At 68.4% G+C, this 24500-nt stretch carries 20 protein-coding genes; 10 read left to right on the forward strand and 10 right to left on the reverse strand.

What is annotated here, in order from left to right:
* Nucleotides 1–150: 150 nt before the first annotated feature.
* Nucleotides 151–489 (forward strand): VOC family protein, encoded by a 339-nt coding sequence (locus tag KO481_RS15915; protein ID WP_215917940.1) that lies wholly within the window; start codon nucleotides 151–153, stop codon nucleotides 487–489.
* Between the two features lie 30 nt (nucleotides 490–519).
* On the opposite strand, the gene KO481_RS15920 is transcribed toward KO481_RS15915, so the two are convergent.
* Both KO481_RS15920 and KO481_RS15925 read right to left on the reverse strand, forming a co-directional pair.
* On the reverse strand, nucleotides 520–1998 hold the full coding sequence (locus tag KO481_RS15920) for an FGGY-family carbohydrate kinase (protein WP_215917941.1): 1479 nt from the start codon (nucleotides 1996–1998) through the stop codon (nucleotides 520–522).
* 355 nt (nucleotides 1999–2353) lie between these two features.
* Nucleotides 2354–3277, reverse strand: coding sequence for an NADP-dependent oxidoreductase (locus KO481_RS15925; RefSeq protein WP_215917942.1), 924 nt, complete (start codon nucleotides 3275–3277; stop codon nucleotides 2354–2356).
* A 141-nt stretch (nucleotides 3278–3418) separates the two neighbouring features.
* On the opposite strand from KO481_RS15925, the gene KO481_RS15930 reads away from it, so the two are divergent.
* Nucleotides 3419–4411: an NADPH:quinone oxidoreductase family protein gene (locus KO481_RS15930; protein WP_215917943.1), complete on the forward strand. Its 993-nt coding sequence runs from the start codon at nucleotides 3419–3421 to the stop codon at nucleotides 4409–4411.
* Here KO481_RS15930 and KO481_RS15935 read toward each other — a convergent pair.
* A complete protein-coding gene (locus tag KO481_RS15935; protein ID WP_215917944.1) occupies nucleotides 4400–5422 on the reverse strand; it encodes a sigma-70 family RNA polymerase sigma factor in 1023 nt (340 codons plus the stop codon). The two genes, KO481_RS15930 and KO481_RS15935, sit on opposite strands and share 12 nt — an antisense overlap.
* A 358-nt stretch (nucleotides 5423–5780) precedes the next feature.
* Between KO481_RS15935 and KO481_RS15940 the strand changes: the two genes are divergently transcribed.
* Nucleotides 5781–6374, forward strand: a complete 594-nt coding sequence (locus tag KO481_RS15940; protein ID WP_215917945.1) for a hypothetical protein — start codon at nucleotides 5781–5783, stop codon at nucleotides 6372–6374.
* A 6-nt stretch (nucleotides 6375–6380) separates the two neighbouring features.
* Here the strand turns inward: KO481_RS15940 and KO481_RS15945 are convergent, their stop codons facing one another.
* The 4 genes from KO481_RS15945 to KO481_RS15960 all read right to left on the reverse strand — a co-directional run bounded on the left by KO481_RS15945 (nucleotide 6381) and on the right by KO481_RS15960 (nucleotide 10356).
* Nucleotides 6381–7271 carry a Sco1979 family transcriptional regulator gene (locus KO481_RS15945; protein ID WP_215917946.1) on the reverse strand — a complete coding sequence of 297 codons (891 nt, stop codon included), beginning with the start codon at nucleotides 7269–7271 and terminating at the stop codon, nucleotides 6381–6383.
* A gap of 164 nt (nucleotides 7272–7435) precedes the next feature.
* Nucleotides 7436–8332, reverse strand: a complete 897-nt coding sequence (locus KO481_RS15950) for an aromatic prenyltransferase (protein ID WP_215917947.1) — start codon at nucleotides 8330–8332, stop codon at nucleotides 7436–7438.
* A gap of 67 nt (nucleotides 8333–8399) precedes the next feature.
* A complete protein-coding gene (locus tag KO481_RS15955) occupies nucleotides 8400–9422 on the reverse strand; it encodes an alpha/beta hydrolase (protein ID WP_308166635.1) in 1023 nt (340 codons plus the stop codon).
* Between the two features lie 145 nt (nucleotides 9423–9567).
* Nucleotides 9568–10356, reverse strand: coding sequence for an SAM-dependent methyltransferase (locus KO481_RS15960; RefSeq protein WP_215917948.1), 789 nt, complete (start codon nucleotides 10354–10356; stop codon nucleotides 9568–9570).
* 195 nt (nucleotides 10357–10551) lie between these two features.
* On the opposite strand from KO481_RS15960, the gene KO481_RS15965 reads away from it, so the two are divergent.
* On the forward strand, nucleotides 10552–11028 hold the full coding sequence (locus KO481_RS15965) for a winged helix-turn-helix transcriptional regulator (RefSeq protein WP_215917949.1): 477 nt from the start codon (nucleotides 10552–10554) through the stop codon (nucleotides 11026–11028).
* Nucleotides 11029–11187: 159 nt separating this feature from the next.
* Here the strand turns inward: KO481_RS15965 and KO481_RS15970 are convergent, their stop codons facing one another.
* Entirely contained in the window at nucleotides 11188–13152 is a 1965-nt protein-coding gene (locus tag KO481_RS15970) for a putative alpha/beta hydrolase (RefSeq protein ID WP_215917950.1), read from the reverse strand.
* Entirely contained in the window at nucleotides 13145–13537 is a 393-nt protein-coding gene (locus tag KO481_RS44770; RefSeq protein WP_372452046.1) for a DUF2563 family protein, read from the reverse strand. The genes KO481_RS15970 and KO481_RS44770 overlap by 8 nt, the downstream gene beginning before the upstream one ends.
* 277 nt (nucleotides 13538–13814) lie before the next feature.
* Between KO481_RS44770 and KO481_RS15980 the strand changes: the two genes are divergently transcribed.
* Together KO481_RS15980 and KO481_RS15985 are read left to right on the forward strand one after the other, a co-directional pair.
* Complete coding sequence (locus tag KO481_RS15980; RefSeq protein ID WP_215917952.1) at nucleotides 13815–15257, forward strand: MFS transporter; 1443 nt, start codon at nucleotides 13815–13817, stop codon at nucleotides 15255–15257.
* A gap of 116 nt (nucleotides 15258–15373) precedes the next feature.
* Complete coding sequence (locus KO481_RS15985; RefSeq protein ID WP_215917953.1) at nucleotides 15374–18169, forward strand: ATP-binding protein; 2796 nt, start codon at nucleotides 15374–15376, stop codon at nucleotides 18167–18169.
* 117 nt (nucleotides 18170–18286) lie between these two features.
* On the opposite strand, the gene KO481_RS15990 is transcribed toward KO481_RS15985, so the two are convergent.
* On the reverse strand, nucleotides 18287–19171 hold the full coding sequence (locus KO481_RS15990; RefSeq protein WP_215917954.1) for a helix-turn-helix domain-containing protein: 885 nt from the start codon (nucleotides 19169–19171) through the stop codon (nucleotides 18287–18289).
* A gap of 103 nt (nucleotides 19172–19274) precedes the next feature.
* Here KO481_RS15990 and KO481_RS15995 point away from each other — a divergent pair, with 103 nt between their 5' ends.
* From KO481_RS15995 to KO481_RS16010, 4 genes are all read left to right on the forward strand, one after another.
* A complete protein-coding gene (locus tag KO481_RS15995) occupies nucleotides 19275–20705 on the forward strand; it encodes a hypothetical protein (protein WP_245401038.1) in 1431 nt (476 codons plus the stop codon).
* A gap of 98 nt (nucleotides 20706–20803) precedes the next feature.
* Nucleotides 20804–21826 carry an iron ABC transporter substrate-binding protein gene (locus tag KO481_RS16000; protein WP_215917955.1) on the forward strand — a complete coding sequence of 341 codons (1023 nt, stop codon included), beginning with the start codon at nucleotides 20804–20806 and terminating at the stop codon, nucleotides 21824–21826.
* Nucleotides 21823–23397, forward strand: a complete 1575-nt coding sequence (locus tag KO481_RS16005) for an ABC transporter permease (protein ID WP_215917956.1) — start codon at nucleotides 21823–21825, stop codon at nucleotides 23395–23397. Before KO481_RS16000 ends, KO481_RS16005 begins: the two co-directional genes overlap by 4 nt.
* Entirely contained in the window at nucleotides 23394–24407 is a 1014-nt protein-coding gene (locus tag KO481_RS16010; protein WP_215917957.1) for an ABC transporter ATP-binding protein, read from the forward strand. The genes KO481_RS16005 and KO481_RS16010 overlap by 4 nt, the downstream gene beginning before the upstream one ends.
* Nucleotides 24408–24500: the final 93 nt, after the last annotated feature.

Genomic DNA, 24500 nt, shown 5'->3' on the forward strand with positions numbered 1-24500 from the left:
CATCCGGTGCGAGACTTACGGCCCCCGCACCGGCCCGACAGATCAAATTAAGGACAACCCAGCAGGGCGTCAGTCGGACCCAGAGTCACGACCAGCGCAGGAACACGCCTTACATCATCAATGTCGGTCCCCCTGGTTATCCTCTGGTCCATGTTCACCATCGATTTCGTGGAGTTCCCGTCCGGATCGGCGGGCGCGTCGAGCGCCTTCTTCGAGAAGGCCTTCGGTTGGACTGCCACCGCCTACGGACCCACCTATGCCGACGTGCAGGGCGGCGGCATCACGCTGGGCTTCCAGGCCGATGCGGCCGAGCAGGCCGCCGCACCGCTGGTCACCATCCGCACCGATGATCTGCCGGAGGCGCGCGAGACGATCGAGGCCGCGGGCGGCGTCGTCACGGTCGAACCCTTCGACTTTCCCGGCGGCCGCCGGTTCCACTTCCGCGAACCCGGCGGCGCCGAGTTCGCCGTATGGTGCCCCGCTTCCTGACGGGCGCTTACGGATTCGGCGCGGAGCCGCTCAGCCGAATGCGGCCAGCCGATGTATCTGCTCGCGGGTCGCCGGGTACAGCTCCCGCCAGGTCGCGTAGAGCTCGTCGTAGCGCGCGCGGGCGGCCGGATCCGGCGCTACCTCTCGCGCGATGCGGGCCCAATCCGTCTCGGGGGCAACGAGTCCCACCCCGATCGCGGCGAGCAGCGCGTCGCCGTAGCTGGCGCCGATGGTCTGCTCCGGCAGCAGCTGGGTCAGTCCGGTGATATCGCTGAGCGCCTGCGTCCATACCGTGCTGTGCAGCCCGCCGCCGACCCCGACCGCGCGGACGGCCGGTGAACCCGCGTCGTCGAACATCTCGAGGATCTGGCGGATGCCGAACGAGATGCCCTCGTACGAGGCGCGGAAGAGATGACCGCGCCCGTGCCGCAGTGTCAGCCCGGCGAACACACCGCGGGCGTCCGGATCGAAGACCGGGGTGCGCTCGCCGGCCAGGTACGGCAGCACCATCAGGCCCTCGGAGCCCGGTGGCACCGCCTCCGCCTCGGCCATCAGCTCCTCGAACGGCGCCCCGCCGGTGACCTTCTGCAGCCACTGCGTGAGGCTGCCCGCGGTCGAGGTGCCGGCCGCGAACGTGAACGTGCCCGGTTCGACGCCCGCCGTCGTCCACAGCGCCGGATTGGTGTGGTACTTCTCCAGCACCTGCACCAGGAACATGGTGGAGCCGTACATGAGCATCAGATCGCCGGGATTGCGCACCCCGACGCTGAATGCCTCGGCGTAGGCGTCGACCGTGCCCGCCACGACCGGGGTGCCGGCGGGAATCCCGGTGTGCGCGGCCGCGTCGGGGGTGAGGGCGCCGACGGTCTCGCCCGGCCACACCAGCCGGGGCAGCGGCAGACTGCCCAGGATGCGCCCGGACCACTCCGCGTGCCAATCGAAGTCGCGCAGGGCGTAGAGCGGATCGCACTGGCTGGCGGTGTGATGATCCTGGATGTATTCACCGGTCAGCTTGGCCACGATGAAGGAGTTGGAGCCGTACCAGCGCCGGGCACGCGCCATCGCCTCGGGCTCGTGGCGGCGCACCCATTCGATCTTCGGTCCCACCGCCTGGCTGGACAGCGATTTGCCGGCCGACCGCAGGATCTCCTGCGCGCCGAACTCCGCGGTGAGGGCTGTGATCTCGGCCGAGGCCCGGGAGTCGATGCCGTACAGGATGGCCGGCCGTACCGGATCGAGGTGCTCGTCGCAGAGCACCAGGCAGGGGCCGACGCCGCTGACGCACAGTCCGGCGATGTGTGCCGCACGCGGCGCGGCGGCCACCAGGGCCCGGCTGATCGCGCCGACCTCGGCCCACCACATCCCCACCGGATCCACCTCGGCCCATCCTGGCCGGGGAAGCGAAATCTCGTGCGCTATTTGATGTTCGGCGACCACGACCCCATCCGGCCGGACCAGGACCCCCTTGCTGCTTCCGGTCCCCAGATCGATACCAACCAGCAAGTCCACGGTCGCCAGCGTATGCGCTCGCTCCGGATCTCACGCCCGATACGTGAATCGCACACGATCCGAGAATTCCGGCGAGACCGGACGGCCGCGCCGCGACCAGCGCCGCACATGCAGCGGCCGATCAGGCGTGGCACGGTGCGGCCGGCCGGGGTGCCCGCGGCCCTCGCGATGAACCCCGCGAGGGTGGTCGAGCGGGTCGATCGGGGTGCAGCACGGTCTGCTGGCTGGGTGCCCGCGGCCTTTGCGATGAACGCCGCGGGATGGTCGAGCGGGTCGATCGGGGCGTGTCACGGTCTGCTGGCTGGGCGCTCGTGGCTTTCGCGATGAACGCCCCGACGGCGGTCGAGCGGGCCGATCAGGGACGCAGTACGGTCCGGCCGGGCAGGCCGCCCGCCGCCTTCGCCGTGAACGCGGCGACGGCGTCGGCCAGCGGGTACACCGAGCCGGGCTGCGGGCGCAGGTGCCCCTCGTCGATCAGGCGGGCGAGCTCGCTCAGCTGCGCGCGGTCGGCCACCTGGACGAAGACGACCTTCGTGATGTCGTCCCGGTCGGTCGGGAACTCCGCGGCGGCCTTGATCGTGACCAGTATTCCGCCGGGGCGCAGCAGGACCGACGAGCCGGTGAGCACCTCCCCGCCGACGGTGTCCACGACCAGGTCGGCCTCGCCCGCGACATCTTCGAGGCGATCGGCGGTGTCCAGCGCGAGGTAGCGGTCGGCGCCGAGTTCGATTGCCAGGGAACGGGAATGCTCACGTCCGGTGCCGATCACCCGCGCTCCGGCCCACCGCGCCAGCTGCACCGCCATCGACCCGACCGCGCCGCCCGCGCCGTGCACGACCACGGTCTTGCCCTTGGTGAGGGCGCCGTGATCGAACAGGGCCTGCCACGCGGTGAGGCCCGCGCGCGGAACCGCCGCGGCCTGAACGTGATCCAGGGTGCGCGGCTTGCGGGCGAGGTTGCGGGCCTCCACCGCAATGTATTCCGCGGCCGCGCCGTCGCGCAGCTGGTCGGCCAGCCCGAAAACCTCGTCGCCAACCGCGAATCCGGCCGTGCCGTAGCCCAGCGCGGCCACCACTCCCGATACCTCGTGGCCCGGAATGATTCCCGCGCGCGGGTGACCGGCCCGGCACTTCCATACCGGCCAATCGAGCTCGTTGTGCGTGATGCCGCACGCCGCGACCTTGATCAGCACGTCGTTGAGGCCGGGCTGGGCGTCGGGCACGTCCTCGTAGACGAGTCCCTCGATGCCCGTCGGTGCGTGCAGGCGAATGGCCTTCATCCCGGATCCTTTCGCGTCGTTCGTGGCCCGGCCGCCGCCGGAACCCTTTTGTAGTGTCGTCTGTACGACGCACCACGAGGGCCGAAATCGACAATCGGCTCGGCGTCGATTCCTTTCGGGGACGGTTCGGGTCCATACGTCATGAGCATCCCCACCACCATGCGCGCCCTGCGGCAGATGTCGCTGCACGGCCCGCAGGACATGCAGCTGATCACCGACGCCCCGGTACCGGTCCCCGGACCGGGCGAGGTGCTGATCCGCGTCGCCGCCGCCGGAGTCAACTACCGCGACGTCTCCCAGACCCGCGGAGCGTCCGGGAACAACCCCCGGCCGCCCTATCTGGCGGGCTTCGAGGCCGCCGGTGAGGTCGTCGCCGCGGGCGAGGGAGTGACCGGAATCGGGCCCGGCGCCCGAGTCATCGGCATCGGGTACGGCGCCTTCGCCGAGTACATGACGATGCCCGCCGCCGCGGCGGTGCCGGTGCCCGCGGGCTGGACCGCGGAACAGGCCCTGGGCCTGACGGTGAGCTGGCCCACGGCGCTGGCCGCGCTCAAACCGCTGGGCGGCATCGCCGCCGGGCAGACCGTGCTGATTCATGCCGCGGCGGGCGGAACCGGCCAGGTCGCGGTGCGCCTGGCCAAGCACTACGGCGCGACGGTCATTGCCGCCGCATCGGCGGGCAAGCACGAGATCGTGCGGGCGTTGGGTGCGGACCACGTAGTGGATTCCCGCGCAGGCGATCTTGCCGCCGAGGTGTCGCGGCTGACCGGCGGCGCCGGCGTCGATCTGGTACTGGCCTCGGTGGGTGGCTTGGGCTTTCATGCGAGTCTGGTCGCCGCCAAGCCGGTGACCGGGCGCGTGGTGGTGTTCGGCGCGGCGGGCGGTGACGCCGCGCTCACCAACTGGGAACTGGTGTACGAGTACCAGGTTCACATCATCGGCCTCAATATCGGGACGCTGATCCGGGCCGCGCCACAGGTCTTCGGCGAGGTGATGACCGAGCTGTTCGCGCTCATCGCCGCGGGGGTGATCACCCCCGGGCAGCCCACCGGATACGCCCTGGCCGACGGCCCGAAGGCACTGGCGGAGTTGGAGAGTCGCGCGACCGTCGGCAAGCTGGCCCTACTGCCCTGACCGGAGGGGCTCGACGGGATCGGCGAGCACGTCCGGGAGGCCGAACGCCGCGGCCAGCGAGCGATGGTGGAAGGCGATCACGCGGGATATGCCGGTGGCGGTGGCGGCGAGCACCACCGCCCCGTACCCGCGCAGCACGCCGTCCGGATCCCGGCGGTAGGTGAGGGCGGCGGGCTGGCCGTTGGCGGTGGTCGCGACCATGCGCCAATCGCCGGGTGCGCCGAGTACGTAGCTGTCGAGTATGTGGATGCACGCCACCCGGCCCGCCTGCCAATCGCCGAACGGCGTCGCCTCCAGGGTGGCGTCCGCGCGCAGCACGTGCTCCAGCAGGGAGGCGTCGGAGCGCTCGAAGGCGGCGATATACCCATCGAGCAGCGCGCGGGCCCGCGGGTCGGCCGGTTCGAGCAGGGTGTCGGGCTCCGGCCCGAGCTCGTCCAGCCGGGCGCGGGCGCGCTGCAGGCCGCTTTTGACCGCCGCCGTGGTCGTGTCGAGCACCTCGGCGGTCTCGGCCGCCGAGAACGCCAGCACGTCGCGCAGGATGAGGATCGCGCGCTGGCGGGCGGGCAGATGCTGCAGGCTCGCGATGAGGGCCAGCCGCACCGACTCGCGGGCGACCGTCACCGCCTCTGGATCGTCCTGCGGCGGGGCGATCCAGACGTCCGGCAGCGGCTCGAGCCACGAAACCTGTTCCTGTGCAAGAGGACTCGGTGCGCGCTCCGGGCCGTCGTACGGGCCCGCCAGCCCCGAGGGCACCATCCGGGGCCGCTGTGACCCCAGTGCCGTCAGGCAGACGTTGGTGGCGATGCGGTAGAGCCAGGTCCGCATCGATGCGCGGCCCTCGAATCCGGCATAGGACCGCCATGCCCGCAGATAGGTCTCCTGCACCAGATCCTCCGCGTCGTGCGCCGAGCCGACCATGCGGTAGCAGTGCGCCAGCAACTCCCGGCGGAACCGCTCGGTGTCGGCCGCGAAGCGGTCCCGGTCCGATGCCGCCCGCGGATGTGACGTCATGCGACCGCCTCGTGCATCGGGGCCGCGCCGGTCTCGTCCCTGTCCATGCCGTCTCCGATCGTCCGGTCCGTTCCCTCATCTTCCTCCCGTGGAAAACTGTGCGGCAGCCGGGAAATGCATATCTCGGGCGCCATCTCGACGGCGCGCGGGGTGATCGCACTGTTCGGTTGGTGCGTGAGGTCCGGGCGCACCGGGATGTGCTGCGTGTTGTCGAGCAGGCGTGGCTCACCGAGATGTGGCCGACCTGCGTGCCGGACGGCCGGCCCGTCGCGTTGCCGGGGTAACGATGCGGTTCGGTGGTGCGAAATCAGGACAATGATCCACGCGGATCTCACGCCGAACCGACCGGGGGTACACCATGACCGACCGAACCGACCGCCTTCTCGGCCGGTTTTCGCATCGAGCGGCGGCAATGCTGGTGGGAGTGTTCGCCGGTGCGGCGGTGCTGGGCGGATGCTCGACCACAACGACGCCGGCGTCCACCACGTCCTCGACCGCCGTCACCTCGTCGGATACTCCGTCCGGGCCGAATGCCTCACCGGCACCGGAGACTTCGCCCGGGCCCCCCTCGCAGGACCAGGCAATTCCCTCGGATTCCGTTGCCCCGCAGCCGATCACGTCCGTCCCGGCGACCACCTCGCAGCAGCCGGTCACGGGTCGTCCCGCGCCCGGAACCACCTTCACCGGTGAGGGGTTGACCGCCGCGCAGGCCGCCGATCTGCAAACTGCCGTGAACGGTGGCCATCAGCCGTGGCGCCTGGATCGCGTGCAGGTCGCAAAGTCCTTTGTGCAGAACCGATTCGGGTGGACCAGCGTGCAAACCAGTACCGGCGCACCGATGGTCGTGTTCGTCACCAATCAGGACGGCGGCAAGGTCGCGCTGCATCTAGTGCAACCCGCGACCCAGGGCGACCACGGTATCTGGATGGTCGACAGCGGCGTCTGGAGCTGAGCGGCGTTACTTCAGCTGCTCGGCCGCGGCGGCCAGCAGCGCGCGCGACGCGACCGGCGAGGCAGCCTCGATGCTGAGGCAGTCCATGACGTGGCGGTACGTCTCGAGATCCTGCGGCCGGTCGAGGTACAGCGCGCTCGAAATCTGTTCCAGGTAAACGATATCGGGGAGCTGTTCCTCGGCGAAGCGCAGGATGGCGAACGAGCTGGCCACGGCGGCCTGGCTGCTGTCCGCATACGGGAGCACCTGAATGGTGATATTCCGCTGATGTGACATCTTCAGCAGATGTTCGAGCTGGGCGCGCAGCACGGCCCGCCCGCCGACGGGCCGGCGCAACACCGATTCGTCCAGGATCGCCCACAGCGAGGGACCACCCGGGATGTCGAGAATGGCCTGACGCTTGCGCCGCAGCTCGACGCGGCGGATCACGTCGTGGTCGTTGTGCGCCATCGTGACGACCGCCCGCGCGTAGTCGTCGGTCTGCAGCAGGCCCGGAACCAGTTGTCCCTCATAGGTTCTGATCCATTGCGCGGCGCCCTCGAGCCCGAGATAGTTCTCGAACCAGGAGGGGAGCAGGTCGCTGTAGCCGTGCCACCAACCCTGGTCGTTGGCCATGCGAACAAGCTTCAGGAAGGACTCGCGCTGCTCGGGGTCGACGACGCCGTACAGGGTCAGCAGATCGCTGACATCGCGTTCCTTGTATCCGGTCCGGCCGAGCTCGAGCCTGCTGATCTTGGCGTGCGAGCCGCGAATACGGTCGCCGGCTTGCTGCGGCGTAATCCCGCGGGCCTCGCGCAGTTTGCGTAGCTGACCGCCGACCATGATCCGCAGTGCCGTCGGGCCGCGCTGAGCTACGGGTGAGGTGGCGATCTCTTTCCACGCCGGATCTGCCGTCATGGGACCTTCTCCGCTGTGTCCTGTGGCTACCGGCGCATGTCAGACCGGCACTTGCGCAGGCACTATCGCCTACAACATCTGTGACCATGCTAGCCTGCCGGGCCCGAAATCAGCCAACTCACCAGGCGAGATCCTCTGTCCAGTTTGTGCCGTAACGCGGCGCCTCATTGCATCGGCGGACGCGTGCCGCCGGGGAAGGTCGCGTTCAGCGCGGAGGTGTAGTCGGCCTGCACCTTGTAGTACCGGCCGGTCGGACCGTAGGCGGTGTAGAACACAAATCCGCGGGGGCCGGTGTCCGCATACGGGGCTCCGGTGACGAAGCGCTCGAGTACGGGGTCCAGGTGGGTGGGGAAGCCGGCGGCATCGCTGCGCACCGGGAAGCAGATGCGCTGGATGTCGGGCGAATTCCAGGAGAAGGTGCGATAGGCGTTGAACGTCCGGGCGAACAGGGCCAGCTCCTCATCGGCGGCCGGGGCGAAGTTCAGCTCGCGCAGGATGGTGACGATGTCGGACGGCGTGAGCTCGCCCGGGGTGAGCACGCGGGAGTACCAGTTCATGGTGTGGCTGACGAAATCTATTGCCATCATGCCGATGTCGCCGCCGTAGCGGGTCAGATGCTCGGCGTGCGTGCCCGCGGCGGCGGGTACGCCGGAGAACCCGAGCATCCGCCGCACGGTGAGCAGTTCGGGAAACACCAGCCAGATCTTCTGCACGCCGGTCGCGACCGCGAGATCCACACCCCAGCGCACCGGTACGGCGGCGGGGATCTCGGTCAGCAGTTTTTCCATCGGATGCCCGGTGAAGGTGAGCAGCCCGGCGTCGCGCAGGGTGCCCACCGGATCGGCGGTCGGACTCGAATTCATCAGCCGGGCACTGACTTCGCGCTGCCCCACCGGATGCGTGGTGGTTCGCACTCCGATCCACGAGCTGGTCCACAGCTCGGCCAGGGCGTCCAGGACCGGATCCACCGCCGCGGGCACGTAGCGCGCCTCGGACAGGCGCGCGAACTCCCGCAGATCCTGCCGGAGCCGGTCGAGTGTCAAGTCAGCGGACGTGCTCATATTTCCTCCGACCTCCAACGGTGTGATTGCGTCTTGTGCTGTGCCACTGGGGAACACCAGCCCGAGACTACTTTCCGATGGTGGAATTCGCCCAGTCGACGACGGCGGCGTGATAGGCCTGGGTGTTGCGCGCTAGGTTCACCCCGTGGCCGCTGCCGGGCAGCACGAACGTGCGCAGCCGCGCCGCGGGACCGAAGAACGGTGCCTCCTCGGCCTGCATGGTGGCCGAGCTCGCGCAGCTGGCGTAGTTCGCGCCGCAGAGCATCCGGTCCCGTGCGCCGACGACGATGAGAACCGGAACGGTGATGAAATTGGACATGCCGGGCAGTGTGGAGACCATTCCGTCCGGATATTCGGTGAGGGAAAAGACCTCTTTATCCTTTTCGTCCAGTGCGAGCACCGCCGGGTCGATATCGCCGGGATCGAAGAAGTCGTGCACGCGCGTACCAGGTCGCGTCGTCAGATAACCCGGATCCAGTCCGCGCCCGGCGAATTCGGGATCGCCGGCGGCCGAGTGATAGGTGGCGATCACGCTCAGGGTCTCCGGGACGTTCACCGCGTGCGAATAACCGGTCAGCAGTAGGCCGTCGGCATCGTGGTATGCGGTGGACTCCATGATGGAGGTGCCGGAGGTCAGCGAGTGCCCGACGGTGACGACCTTGCCGAACGGCGCGGCGCCGTCGAGTCCGTGCTTGGCGTCCTGGACGATGACGTGCAGGTCCTGCGCGGTGCCGGTGGCCGTCAACGTCTCGCTCTGCGGATGGGTGCTCGCGCCGTTGCCGAGCCGGTCCACCACGAGCGTGGCGTACCCGGCCGCGTTCATCGCCCGGCGGAAGTTGTAGATCTGCGGCTCGTACGGGAAATCCCAGTAGGTGCCATTGAAATTGGAGCCCGACATCAACACCATGACGGTGTGCGACCCGCCCGGTGGCGTGCACAGGGTCGCGGCCAATCGGCCCTGCGGCACCGCGATCGGAAAGGAGCGGCAGGAAGCCGGGGCCGAGCCGTTGTCGGCGGCCGCCACGCCGGTTGCGAAGCAGCACAGCATGATTGCGGCGAATATGGTCCGTGCCCATCTGAAGACTCGCACGCGCAGCGCTCCCTGTGATGAGATGCGAAAGAGTGAGGCCCCACCGGCGCGGGCCGCATTGGATTGTCAGGGCGCAGGCTATCGGTAGGCGGAGCGTCGTGCAACTACTTCGGCAATTTCCGGGCGTATCGATAGCGTTCGGGCCCTACGACTTTCGGCAGATACCGCCGAGTACCACCATCCGGGTGTCGGGAAGGTCGTCGCTGAGCCACTGCTGGACCGGCACGATCCCGGGGTCGAGCAGGTCGAAACCCTTGAAGATCGTGGCCACATCGGCGCGGGAGCGGAAGACGAACTGGGCGGTGCTGCCCACGGTGTCGGTCACGGTCTGCTGCACCCACGTCTTGTCGCTCTCGGTGGCGCCGTGCGTGAATGCCACGTAACTGCCCGGCGCCATCACCTCGTGGAGTCGGGCCATCACCTCGGCCGGCTTCTCGTCCTCGAGCACGAAGTGCAGGAGGCCGACGAGCAGTAGCGCGATCGGCTCGGACAGGTCTATGCCCGCCTCGGGCAGCCGCGCGATGATGTCGTCGGGCTCGCGGAAGTCGCCCAGCATCGGCGTGACACCGGGCAGATCGCAGAACATCGCGTTGGTGTGCGCGATGACGACCGGGTCGTAATCGATGGAGGCCAGTCGGGAGTCGGGATCGACCGCCATGACCGTCTCGTACACGCTGGGCGAGGCCGGTATGCCGGACCCGATATCGACGAACTGCCGAATTCCCGTCTCGGCGGCCATCTTTGCCGAACCCGTCAGAAACGCGCGGCTGAGCGTGGCCAGTGTCCGATTGTCCGGCGCGATGGACAGCATGCGCTGCGCCACCATCCGGTCCGCCTCGTAATTGTCCTTGCCGCCCAGCAGATAGTTGTAGATTCTGGCGGCGTTCGGCTTGGTCGGATCGACACCCTCCGGTGCCGGCCGGTCGTTCGACACCAAACCTCCTCGATATCCACGCCCTTCGGGTCACGACGCACCGAGAATAGCCGCCGGGATCATGCGACGTACAGTCACCGGAGGGCCTCGTTTTTCCCTGTCGCGAGGGGTGCGGTGCGCACGGTCGGCGCCTCCGGCGCGGTACTGCCCGGCATGTCACATTCATGATGCAAGTGTGCTGGTAGACTGTCGGGTGTGCTAGGGAAGATGTATGACTCGCAGGTGTGCTCGATCGCCCGCTCGCTCGAGGTGATCGGCGAACGCTGGAGCCTGCTGATCATTCGCGATGCGCTGTTCGCCGGGGCGACCCGTTACGGCGACTTCCAGCGCAGCCTCGGCATCGCCACCAATATCCTCAAGTCCCGGCTCGACGGCTTCGTCGAATCCGGAATCATGTACCGCCACAAGTATTCCGAGCAGCCTGAGCTATACGAGTACCTGCTCACCGAGAAGGGGCGGGCGCTGGCGCCCGCCCTCGTCGCGCTCACCGAATGGGGTGACCAGTGGGCGACCGACGGCGAGCCGCCGATCCTCTACACCCACTCGGTGTGCGGGGCTGGAATCACGCACCAGACCGTGTGTGCCCACTGCGGTCGCGTGGACGACCCATCCGAGATCCGGGCCACCATCGGCCCGGGTATGCCACCGGAACGAGTCACCGGAAGGGTCTGAAACCCGTTCTGCTGCACGAGGGACGGGCCGAGCGGGCCCTGGCGGAACCGGTGGCCGAGCCCGATGACCTGGACGAGCGCGCCATCTGGATCTGGCGGCACTGGTACCTCGCCCTGCATCCCGATGGCCGCCGCACGGAATTCGCCACTGAGAGTCGGCTCATTTCTCGGGGTGGTAGTGATCGTCCGTAACACCGGCCGTGGTCTCGCCCGGCACCACCACCTGCCGGCCCTCCCATCCGGCTCGGCCCGGCAGATGAAGCTGGACGACCTTGTCGGGAGTGGCGACCATGCCGTCTTGGGCCAGGTGGCCGTTGTTCGACACGATGTCGCCCATGGAAAAGAGTGACTCGCTGCCCGGATCGAAGTAGGCCAGATGGGCGTTGGGGTTGTAGTAGTGCCACGAGTTGAAGCTCGGCGGAGTTTCCGCCTTGAAGCGTGTGGCACCGTATCCCGCCGCGGTGGGGTCGGCATCACCGCCCTGGCCGAGAACGTGGCTCATTACATTCAGATAGGCGTGGGCGGGCCGCGCGAGTCCGTCGATGGATGATTCGCCGACATAGACGTGTCCGGGGGGCAGGTGGAAGTCGGCCGCCTTGTGTGCCAAGTCGGTGCTGACGGGGCCGGCAAGCACAACGTCGTTGACGTGTTGACGTGCGATGCCCGAGACCGCCGCGTCGGCGACGACGATGGCCCCGGCAGAGTGTCCCACCCAGGTGACATGGGACGGCGAGCCCTGGTGGGTGGCCGCGAGTCCGTTGGTGTCCTGAGCCAGTAGAATGCCACCGGCGCGTTCGGCTGCGGCCCCGTGGTGGGGTTCGAAAGGGGCAAACGCGACAGCGGTGAGCCCGTTGGGTGGGTCGTCATAGCCCATCCAGGCCACGACCGCGGTCTGCCCCGCGTTGGCTCGGTTCGACTCGACGTACAGATTCTGCGCCTCGTGGCTCTGCACGGCCAACCAGCCCTTGTCGGATGAGTCGCTGGCTCGCACGCTCTGACTTGCTCCAGGTACCAGAATCGCGGTATTGGCCGCGGTGTCCGGGTTGCCGATAGCGATTGCGGCGCTGCCCTTCCCGCCGAACGCGAGGGGCTGGTACTTGAACAGGTAAACCGGCGGAGTCTCCGAGGAATGCATGGCCGTGTCCGCACTGCCGTCGGCCTTCAACCCGTCCAGGACGTTGAGGGCATTGTGGGCGCGCGTGGCTTCGTCAGCCGTCAGGCCGAGCTTCGTGTAGGCGTTCGGGTTTTCCACCAGTGCCCTGAGGGCGCTGGTGTCGTCCATCGGGTTGCCGACCTTGACGCCATGGACGTTTGCCGCATCCTCCGCCCTGTGGATGTCGTTGTTCATGACCTGCTCGTTCGCGGCGCTGCGATCGACCACAGGTATTCCGTTCAGGTTCCCGATCACATCCGGATGTGTGGCCAGGATCGCCTGTTGCGCACCGGCGCCGAGTGAGTTCCACCAGGCGTTGACGTGTGCCGGGTTGGTATCGGCCGGTGGCAACTGCGTCGTCGCGGCACCGTCATCGAGATTGACCGACGGGATGTAGCCGGTCGACTCGATATCCGTCATCCGGGCGTTCAGCACGTTCTCGTAGTCGTTGACGATGCCGTTCAACTGCTCGCCGACCGTGTGCACCACTTTGGCCGCGTCCTGCTCGATCCCCTGACGCGTTTCCTCGTAGACGAGGTGGCTGTGCTTCGGTAGCGCGACGATTTCCGAATCGAACTGCTGTACTGAGCGATTGAGCGCCTCGATCGGACCGTACGTGTTGTTCTGTGCGTCTGCCAGCGCCCCCGCGATCTCCTCCAGATTGACGCCGATTCGATTGAGATTGTCCGCAGTCGGCTTCAGTTCGGTTATCGTGTCGCTGACAACACGCGAATCATTGATCGCATTACATCCGTTATCGGAGGCGTGCGCATTCTGAAAATGCTTATACGCCTGGGTGAATGCATCATCCGCTTCTTTTGTGTGCGACCCGCTCACATAGAACGTCTGCGCCAGCAAGCTGATCTGATTCGGCTTGCCCGACAGCAACTGATCCTGCAGCTTCCACGGATCTATTCCCGCGGCAGCGGTCAGCCCAGGCACGGACAGAGCAACCAGTGTCGGCTCATTCATGTTCGGCGATCGACCTCATCCGCGTGTAATCAGCCGCTGCCCGATCCGTCTCTCTGAAACCACTTCTGGAGCTGGTTGCTTTCTCGTAGATACTGGTCAGGTTTTGAAGATGACCGCCGAGCTCACCGATCTGCTGTTTGTGAGCACCGTGTACGACAACGTGGGCACGCGGGGCGGACTCGGTCTGCCCGAACATGCCGTTCATCGCTTCGGACGATTCGAGATGCTGACGGGCTGCTCGCACATGGTCAGCGGCCGTATCGGTGTGATAGCTACCGAGGGCGAGCCGATCCAGATCGGCATACATATGCGTCCTTACATCTCGGAACTCGGGCGGAAGCAAGCACGGTAGTGAGCCCCTCCGAACTGCGCATCTACACGCCATCCACCCCTGGGAGGCCCCGAGCTGCCGCCGACGTGACCAGCGAACTTCCCGCTATTGGAAGTACTTAAGACGTTCGCGTCGATCGACCAGCTCGTGGTCGTCGGTTCGCCGTTTCGTACATGGACGGAACATGCGGCGCGGCAATGCAAGTGGTGAACCACCTGTTGATGACAAGTCATCGGTACCTAACCGCGACAGATTCCCCGCCGTCCGGATCTTCCTAGCGTCGTGGTTGTCATTCACAAGCAGCCGATTTCGAAGATTCAGGACAGCCGTCATGTCGTCATCCACTCTCCAGAGCCCGGTCGCCGTACCGGCCCGGGCCACCTCCGACCACGCATCGTGGGGCACCCTGCTGGTTCTGCTCGCCGGAATCTTCATGGCAACCCTCGACTTCTTCATCGTCAATGTCGCGATTCCCGGGACGCAGGCCGATCTGCACGCGAGCAGCGCCGCCATGCAGTGGGTGGTCGCCGGGTACGGATTGGCCGTTGCGGCGGGTCTGATCACCGGCGGCCGGCTGGGCGACATGTTCGGGCGACGCCGCATGTACGGGCTCGGCATGGCGCTGTTCACGGTGGCGTCCATCGTGTGCGCGATGGCGGGCGGCGCGGGTGAGCTGATCGCCGCGCGGGTCGTGCAGGGCGTGGGCATGGCACTGGTCACGCCGCAGGTGCTCGGCATCATCAGCGTGGTCTTCGCGGGGGCACGGCAGGCCCGAGCCTTCGCGGCCTACGGCCTGACCATGGGCCTGGCCGCGGTGTTCGGCCAGCTGATCGGTGGCGCGCTGATCCAGGCCGACCTGTTCGGGCTCGGATGGCGGACCATCTATTGGATCAACGTGCCGGTGGGTGTGATCGCGCTGGCGGTGCTGCGGCGATCGGTGCCCGAGTCGCGCGGTAATGCGGGAACCCGCCTCGACCCCTATGGCGTGGGCCTGATTCTGGCCGCTCTGGTCGCGTTGGTGCTGCCGCTCATCCAGGGCCGTACGCAAGGCTGGCCCCTGTGGACCTGGCTGTCGCTGGCCACCGCGGCGGTGCTGCTGGGTGTATTCGCTTGGTACCAGCGGCGATTGGCCGCCCGCGGCGCCGCGCCGCTGGTCGATCCGACCTTGTTCCGGGACCGTGCGTTCAGCGTGGGCGTGGTGCTCTCGCTGGCCTATCAGATGACGATGGGTTCGTTCTTCCTCTTCCTGGCGCTGTACCTGCAGCAGGGCCGCGGCATGACGCCGCTGTCCTCGGGTGCGCTGTTCCTGTCGATCGGCGGCCCGTACATGCTGACTTCTTCGGTGGCCGAACGTCTGGCCGCACGCCTCGGGCGCCAGGTGATCGCGCTCGGCGCGATGATGCAGGGCGCGGGATTGGTACTGCTGGCGGTGGCTGCCGAGCGCGCGGGCGGGCAGGTGGCTCTGGAGTGGTTGCTGCCTGGTCTCGTAATCGCCGGTGCGGGAATGGGTTTGGCGTTGGTGCCGGTGCCGGGCGTCGTCCTGGCGGGTGTGGCGCCCGAGCACGCCGCCGCCGCGGGGGGTGTCCTGGCCACGGCGCAGCAGGTCGGTGGTGCACTGGGCATCGCGGTGGTAGGGATCGTGTTCTACGACCGTCTCGGCGGCACCGGGAATCCGGGACCGGCCTTCGTAGCGAGCCTGGTGCCGATGAGCCTGCTCTGCCTGATCACCGCGGGACTGGTGCAGCTGCTGCCGAGATCGCGCAGGAAGAGCTGAACCACGGCAACCGATTCACCCCGGACCCGAAAGGGCTCCGGGGTGAAGGGCTTTGGTGAGCCGCACGGACGGTCACCGGCGTACGGTTCGCTCCGGTGGCTCCGACCGTGGGAAAGATGGGTGAGAATTCCGGCACGGTCGTGCATGATGCGGTAGTGGAGCTGCTCGGCAGGCAATCGGAGCTCAGCGCGATCGGCGCAGTGCTGGACCGCGCTCGCGAGGGCGGCAGCGCGGCGCTGGTGCTGCGGGGGGAGCCCGGCATCGGCAAATCGGCCTTGCTCGACCATGCGGCGGCGTCGGCGGGATCGCTGCGGGTGCTGCGGGGTGCGGGCATCGAGGTCGAGGCCGAATTGCCTTTTGCCGGACTGCAATTGCTGTTGCTCCCGGCAGTGCGAGCGTCGCGGCCGCAGCCGGGCGCGGGCGGCCTGGCGGGGCTGCCGGAACCGCAGCGCGCCGCGCTGGAGACAGCGCTGGGGCTGGGCGCGGGGGCCGGTCGGGATCCGATGCTGATCGGGCTGGCGGTGCTCTCGCTGCTCGCGGAATACGCGGGCGAGTCCGGCGTGGTTGTGCTGGTCGACGATGCGCAATGGCTGGACCACGCATCGCGCGAGGTCATGCTGTTCGCGGCTCGGCGGCTGCATGCCGAGGGCGTGGTGATGATCTTCGCGGCTCGGGACGGCGAGGGGGCCTTCGCGGCGGACGGTCTGCCCGAGCGTCGTCTCGCCGGTCTGCCGCCCGAGGCGGCGGCCGCGCTGCTCGATGCCCACGATCTTGGACCGGCCCTGCGGTACGGACTGCTGGCTGTGGCGCGAGGAAACCCACTTGCCCTGCGGGAGTTGCCGATTGCGATGGCGGCCGAGCCCTCCCTGGACCTGCGTGCCACCGCGTTGCCCCTGACCGATCGGCTGCGCCTGGCCTTTCACGGCCAGGTCAGTCGCCTGCCCGCGGCGACCCAGGGCGCGCTGCTGGTCGTCGCGGCGGAGGAGACCGGGGAACCGGCGGTGGTGTTCCACGCGGCGAAGGTGCTCGGCGTCGATATCGACGATTTCGCCCCGGCCGAACGCGCGGGGTTGATCGGGCCGGTCGTCGGTGGCGGCGCCGATGCGGTAATTGCGTTCCGGCATCCGTTGATTCGCGCGGCGGTCTACGCACGGGCGCCGCTCGGTCGGCGGCTGGCGGTGCACCGCGCCCTCGCCGAGGCCCTCGTGGCGCCCGAATACGCCGACCGGCGCGCGTGGCATCTGGCCGCCGCGGCCGCCGGGCCCGATGCGGAGGTTGCCGATCTGCTGGAGGGCACCGCCACCCGGGCCCGCGAGCGCGGCGGGTATCAGGCCGCGGCCGCGGCCTATGAGCGGTCCGCCAGATTGACCGCGCAACCCGAGCTACGCGCGCGCAGGGAGGCACTGAGTGCCCAATCCGCGCTGGAGGCAGGGGATCTGGAGCGCGCCCGACGGCTGGCCGATCGCGCGGCCCGGCATACGGACGATATCGCCGTGCGCGCCAACCTGCTTCAGGTGCAGGCGTTGGCGAGCTTCTGGCAGCGGGACCTTCCCGCCGCGCACCGGATGCTAGTGAACGCCGCGGACCTGATCGCCGACTCGGATCCCGGACAGTCCGCGGCCCTGCTGCTTCAGGCCGTTCACCCAGCGTGGCATCTGGGCAATCCCGCGGTGGTCGAGGTACTGGAACGCCTGCGGAAGCTGACGCTGCCGCCGGAGCATCCGATCACCCCGGCCGCGGCATTCGTCGCACAACTGCTGGACACCGGGCCCGGTGCACCACCGCTGTCGCTGACGCACACCCTGGCGGAAATCCGTGTCCGAGGGCAGATTTCGGACTATCTACTGGTCTTGCTGTGTGGTGCGGCGATGGCTCGCGGGCAGGACGGTGAGGCCTACACGCTGGCGACCGCGATGGTGAGGCAATGCCGGGAAACCGGTGCGGCAGGCAGGTTGCCCACCGTGCTGGGCTTCGTCGCCGACATAGACGGATTCACCGGCCGTCTCGATGCCGGGCTCACCGCCGCGAGTGAGGCCTTGGAACTGGCTCGCGATACCGGGCAGCGGCAGTGGGGCGGCCACCTCAGTGGTGTGATCGCCTACCTGCAGGCGATGGGCGGACAGGAACAGAGCTGCCGGGACTCCGCGGCCGCCGGACTGGCCGGGGACTGCATGGGGGCCGGCGCACCCGTCACGCCGTGGGCGCATTGGGCGCTCGGCGTGCTCGAACTCGGGCTCGGGCGCGCCGAGGCCGCGCTGACCCGGCTCGAGCGCCTGACCCGGGAACCGTTCAGCCATCAGTTCAGTGCCCTGCGATCCGTCCCGGACCTGGTCGAATCGGCGGTGCGGGCGGGAGCGCCCGAGCGGGCCGCCGCTCCGCTCGCGCGGTTCGAGGCCTGGGCCGAGTCGGTGCGGCAGCCGTGGGCCGACGCGCTGGTCTTGCGATGTCGCGCACTGCTCCACGACGAGGCGGCCGAACAGCTGTACATCCGAGCGCTGGCGGCACACGATGCCGACGGCCGTCCGGTCGAATATGCCCGCACCGCATTACTTTTCGGGGAGTGGCTGCGTCGAGCGCGGCGTAAGGCCCCGGCGCGGACGCAGCTGTCCGAGGCGCTGACGATCTTCGAACGGCTCGGTATGGAGCCATGGGCGCGGCGGGCCCGTCACGAACTCGTCGCAGCCGGAGCTCCGGACAGCAGTGAGGTTCCCCGCGATCGTGCGGTAGCGGGGTTGACCCCGCAGGAACTGCAGATCGTGCGTTTGGCCGCACAGGGTCTGTCCAATCGGGATATTGCCGCGCAGCTGTTCCTGAGTCACCGCACCGTCGGCTATCACTTGTACAAGGCCTATCCGAAACTTGGTGTGACCTCCCGTGGTGAACTCAAAGGCATTGCTGCACAACTAGAATGAGCTTGTCCGGCGCTGGTCGAGCAATATGCGGATGGGGGGCATCTGTGCAGACTTCATGACATGGTCGAATCACAGTGTCCGACAATCGAATTGACAGCGCGCTCGTCGAGCGGGGGTTTACGGCAGCGGGAGCTGCCGAGCGGCGTGCGTGATCGCGCTGAGGTAGTGGTCCCGTTCGTCCCGGGTGACCGCGCTCCGGAGCGGTCCGATCAACAGTTCCGCCAGCGGCTTTCCGGAGTCGTCCAGGACCGGCGCGGAGATGTAGCTGATCGGCAGGGCGATATCGGCATCCAGGTCGGCGGGGCGGTAGGCGGCGCCGCTGATGCCACCGAGCAGGGTGACCACTCGTTCGCGAAGGGCATGGTCGGCCGGATTGTGCGTCAGGTGCTCGACGACGTCGGCGAGGACGTCGAGGGCGGCGACGCTGTGTGCGTCGACTCCCCAGACCGCGGCCCCGAGGCTGTGGATATCGGCGAGCGCGGTCCGGAATTGCTCGGCATCCGCGGGAGCCGCGTCGAGCCACTCCTGCCGGGTCCGGGCATCGGAATGCGCGATGATCGTGGCCGCCGCGGGCGGGATCAAGGGCAGGCGGGTGCCGACGGATATCCCCGCCGGGATCCGGCCCCGGTTCTGGACGACGGCGGTGAACCGGATCTCCCGCCCGTCGATATGGACAAGGGCCGCACCGCAATCGACCTCACGGGCGAGTCGCTGCAACGCAACCTGGAGTGGTGCGGGCCCGGAGAGCTTGCGGCGCTGTTGATCCGAAGTGCGCAGCAGTGCGGGCCCGATGTCGTAGGTCAGGTCGGCGTTGCGGTGCACCCAGTCCCGGGCCTGCAGGGTGGACAGGATGTTGCCGATCGTGGACCGGCTCAGCCCGAGGCTGTCCGCGATGTGGGCCGAGGTGAGGGGCCGCGGCGCCGCGGCGAGCAACTCCAGCACCGAGACGACCCGCTGAGTAGGCGGCGAGGCTTCCGCCGATTGCGTCTTGTCAGCTGGCACTCGGCCTCCTACAGTCTGTGAGCCCAATATTCGGATCTCACGATACGAGTATCTGCATCGGGGCCGTGCGACTTCGCGGGGCCCCGGAAACGAAGGGACACCCTTGCTCGCGACCTTCCGCCGAACCGCCGTCGCCGCGGGGCTGGGCCTCACGCTGCTGCTGGCCGTTGCCACCGGCACGGCATCGGCATTCGGGCCGGTGCCGCCCGCCAATCCCTATCTCGGGCCGGAAGGTACCGCGACGATGCACGGCGACTCCGAGGCCTCCGACACCACCGCGCTCCCCGGTGTCGGCGCCGGTGGGGCGCATGTCGACTTCCACGAGCAGGCCGCCGCCTGTCCGACGATTCTGCAAGGCGCGGACGGCTTTCCGCAGGCGCTGTGCACCAAGGTCATCGACCGCGCGCCCAAGGTACTGCTGCTGGACCCGAGCACCGGCAATACCCTCGCCCACCTCGATCTCACCAAGGGCAGCCTGCTCGGCGGCGTCTACGCGTATCTCGACAACCACGACGAGATGGTCACCGTCGACGGGTCGGACAACCTACTACGCATCGGGCACCAGCGCGGCGCGCTCGGTATCTGGACGCTGTCGATCAACTCGAAAACCGATCTGACACAGGCGGTTACCGCGCACTGCGGCGGCGGCTCCTGCGATGCGGTCAGTTCCGTGTCCCCCGACTACCAGGGCCGGGTCTGGTTCGCCACCGACAACGCGGCCGCCGGATTCGTCGCCACCGACGGCACCGCGCACTCGATCGTGCTCGCGCCCGGTGAGATCGTGGCCAACAGCATCGCCACCGCGCCCCAGGGCATGGCCGTGGCCACCGACCACGCGTTGTACCTGCTGAACGTCGACGGCAGTGGCAATCCGCACGTGGTGTGGCGTCAGCCCTACGACCGCGGACCCGGGCGCAAGCCCGGCCAGCTCAGCTGGGGCACCGGCGCGACCCCGACCTTCTTCGGTCCCGGTGACGGCACCCGTTACCTGACCATCACCGACAACGCCTTGCCGATGGAGAACCTGCTCGTCTACGACACCGTCTCGGGTCGCCAGATCTGTTCGACACCCGCGATCAACGGCACGGAGAACTCGCCGATCGGCTCGGGCAACAGTGTGTTCGTGGCCAGCACCTATGGCTATCCGTATCCGGCGCTGCCCCCGAACGCCGGGCCGAGTAAGCCCGCCAGCGCACCCATTTCGGGCGGCATGACCCGCATCGACGTCACCGATACCGGCTGCCACGTGGTGTGGACCAACACGGTGCCCTCCGCGGCGGTGCCCCGGCTGTCGGTGGCCGACGGCAAGATCTACACCTTCACCCGCCACGCCCTGCTCGGCAGCGGCACCGCGGGGCTGAGCGACAGATTCAGCTTCGCCGTCGTCGACCCGAACACCGGCCAGCTCGACACCGAGCAGTTCGTCGGCGCGACCACGGTGGACGACACCCTGCAGATGGTCGGCACCATCGCCCCGGGCCCGGTCCAATACCAGGGCACCACAACCGGATTCTTCCGAATCACACCGAAATAGAACTGAAGGTCGGGCCGCACTTTCCCGATGTTTTAGGTAATGCTAACCTCCGCTTGTGCGGTGATACTGCCGCGGAGCAGTGTCCATCGGAGGTTCTCATGTCCCGCTCCCTTCGCACCGTCGTGGCGCTCGCCGCGGCCTCGGCGGCGGTGCTGTCCATCGCCGGATGCTCCAGCAGCAAGTCCTCGTCGGACTCGATCACCCTCTACAGCGGCCAGCACGAGCAGACCGTGACCGCACTGGTGAAGGACTTCCAGCAGCGCACCGGCGTGACGGTGAACGTGCGCTCCGGCGATGAGGCGGAGCTGGCCAACCAGATCCTGCAGGAGGGCGACGCCTCCCCGGCCGACGCCTACTTCGCCGAGAACCCGCCCGCGCTGACCCTGCTGGAAGGGAAGAACAAGCTCGCCAAGGTCGACGGCGCGACACTGTCGGCCGTCCCGGCCGAGGTCAGCTCCGACAAGGGGGATTGGGTCGGGGTGTCGGCGCGCTCGGCCGCGTTCGTTTACAACACCGGCAAGGTCCAGGCCGCGCAGGCGCCGACCTCGGTGAAGGATCTGGCCGGACCCGCATGGAAGGGCCGGCTGGGTGTCGCGCCGAGCGAGACCGACTTCGCCCCGATCGTATCGCGCATGATCGCCGCCTCGGGTGTCGATGCCACCCGCACCTGGCTGCAGGGGCTCAAGGACAACGGCAAGGTCTACCAGAGCAACGAGGACCTGATCGCCGCCGTCGATCGGGGCGAGGTCGAGGGCGGTGTGGTGGACCACTACTACTGGTACCGGCTGCGCGAGGAGAAGGGCGCGGCCAACATCCACAGCGCGCTGTCCTACTTCGCGCCGGGCGATCCCGGTGCGCTGGTCGATATTTCGGGCGCGGCGGTGCTCGCGTCGAGCAAGCACCAGGCCGCGGCGCAGAAGTGGCTGGCCTATTTGGTCAGCCGGCCCGCCCAGCAGATCATCGCCACCTCGGAGAGCTTCGAATACCCACTGGTCTCCGGCGTCAGCGATGCGCGGCTGACTCGTTCGCTGCAGGACTCGGGCCCGATCGCCAAGGCGAGCGATCTCGGCGACGGCAAGCAGGCCATCGAGCTCATGCAGGAAACCGGTCTGCTGTCGTGACCCTCCCGGTGGTCGAGCGAGCGCGCGCATTCCCGCTCCGGGGATGGGCGCGCCGCCCGCTGCCCGGACTCGGTCTCACCGCGGGCCTGATCACGCTGCTGGTCACCAGTCCGCTCATTTTCGTTGCGCTGCAGGCATATCAGTCCGGCTGGCCCGCCGCACGCCGACTGCTGCGGCGGCCGCTGATGGTGACGCTGCTGTGGCACACGGTCAGCCTGGCGGTGGTCGTCACACTGATCACGATGGTGATCGGATTCGGTGCCGCCTGGCTGGTGGAGCGCACGGATCTGCCCGGAAAGCGGTGGTGGACAGTCGTTCTGACGATGCCGCTGGCGGTTCCGGAATTCGTCCACGGCTACTGCTGGGTGTCGCTGTTCCCTGCGGTGCACGGCTTCTGGGGCGCGGTGTTGATCGAATCCGCGCTGTATCCCTTGGTTTTCCTGCCCGTCGCCGCGGTGCTGCGCCGCGGCGACGGCTCGGCCGAGGAGGTCGCACGCAGCCTCGGTCACGGGCCGCTGTCCACGATGTGGCGGGTCACCCTGCCGCTGGCGCGACCCGCGCTCACCGGTGGCGCGCTGTTGGTCTCGCTGTATCTGCTGGGGGAGTACGGGGCGTTCGCAATGGTGCGGTTCACGACCTTCGCCACCGCGATCTACACCCAGTACGCCACCGCCTTCGATACCGCGTCGGCGAGCATGCTCACCCTGGTCCTCGTCGGGCTGGCGCTGTTGGTGGTGGCCGCCGAGGCCCGCGTCGGGCGGCGTGGACGGGTCGTGTCCGGGGGTGCGACCGGCCGCCCGTGCCCGCCGGTTGCCCTGCGGCGAGCCAAGATTCCGGCGTTGCTCGCGCTGCTGTCCGTGGTGGCGATCACCCTCGGCGTGCCCGTCTACGCGCTCGGATACTGGCTGGTGCAAGGCAATTCGAGCACGCTGCCACCCGGGTCGATCTGGGCGCAGACCGCGACGACCATCGGCTATGCGCTCGCTGCCGCCGTCACCGCGACGCTGGCCGCGGTTCCGGTCGCCCTGTATGCCTGGCGCCGCGACACCAGGCTGGCGCGGGGTGTCGAACGCGTCGCCTATCTGACCCGGGCGCTGCCGGGTATCGCCGTCGCACTGGCGGTGGTGTACTTCGGCATTCGCTACGCCGAGCCCCTGTACCAGCAACCGCCCATGCTCGTCGCGGGATACGTCATCCTGTTCTTTCCCCTCGCGCTCACCGCGGTCCGGGCGTCCCTGGCGCAGGTACCTCCCGGCGTCGAGGAGGTCGCTCGATCGCTCGGTGTCCGATGGTGGGCGGTGCTGGCGCGAGTCACGGTGCCACTCATCGTTCCCGGGCTCGGCGCCGCGTTCGCGATGGTGGCGCTCACCGCCACCACCGAGCTGACCGCGACGCTGCTACTGCGACCCATCGGAACCCAGACCCTTGCCACCCAATTCTGGGTCTACACCACGGGATTGGCGTGGGGCGCCGCCGCGCCCTACGCCGCGGTGATGACGGCGCTGTCGATTCCCGCCGTCCTGATGGTGGCCACCCGCACCCTGCGCTCGGCGAACGGAGGCGCTCGATGACCGGCGTGAAAATCACGAATCTCACTGCGACCCATGGACGCAACCACGTCCTGCACGGCGTGGACCTCGCCGTCGACGACGGGGCGCTGGCCTGTGTGCTCGGGCCCTCCGGCTGCGGCAAGTCCACCCTGCTGCGCGTGATCGCCGGGTTCCATCGTGCCGAGCAGGGGACGGTCGCCGTGGGTGGCCGGGTGCTCGACGACGGTCGCACCCATATCCCCGCCGAACAGCGTCGCATCGGTTACGTTCCCCAGAACGGTGCGCTGTTCCCGCATCTGAGCGTCGCCGCGAACATCGGTTTCGGCCTGCCCAGGGCGGGACGGAAGACCCGCGTCGCCGACATGCTGGATCTGGTCGGCCTCAACGGATTCGGCGATCGCCACCCCCATCAACTCTCCGGCGGCCAGCAGCAACGCGTCGCGCTTGCTCGCGCTCTCGCGCCGCGACCGGACCTGCTGCTGCTCGACGAACCGTTCTCCGCGCTCGACGCCGCCCTGCGCGCCGACCTGCGCACCGAGGTCGCCGACCTGCTCCGGCAGGCCCGCGCGACCGCGATCCTGGTCACCCACGACGTGGACGAGGCACTGGCCTTCGCCGATCTCGTTGCCGTCCTACGCGACGGACGCATCGCCCAGGCCGGTGAGCCGCACGAACTGTTCCAGCGTCCCGTCGACGCCGGCGTAGCTCGAGCCCTCGGCGAAGCCAACCTGATCCCCGTCGAGTCCGCGGGCGCGCTCGGCCTCGAATCGCCCTCCGTGTCAGGGGGATACGTGCTGGTGCGCCCGCAGCAGCTCCGATTCGTCACCGAGCCGGCGCCGGCTTCGGTCCCCTGCCGCATCGTGCGCAGCCACTTCCGCGGGTACGACCACCGCGTCGAACTCGCCCCCGACGCCGGGAACGGGCTGCCGGACAGGCTGATCGCCTACACCAGCGCCGAGGACGCGCCACCCCCGGCCGACAGCGTTGTCCATGTCGGCGTCGCCGGGAGCGGACACCTGCTTCACAACTGAAACTGTTTGTGTCGTAATCATTTCGGCCACAGGACGCCGGGCGCCGAAATGCGCAGGGGCCGCGGGCAAGCGGGATCCCGAGACCGGTACCCG

The sequence above is a fragment of the Nocardia albiluteola genome, from assembly GCF_018860155.1.
In the GTDB taxonomy this organism is placed as follows: domain Bacteria; phylum Actinomycetota; class Actinomycetes; order Mycobacteriales; family Mycobacteriaceae; genus Nocardia; species Nocardia albiluteola.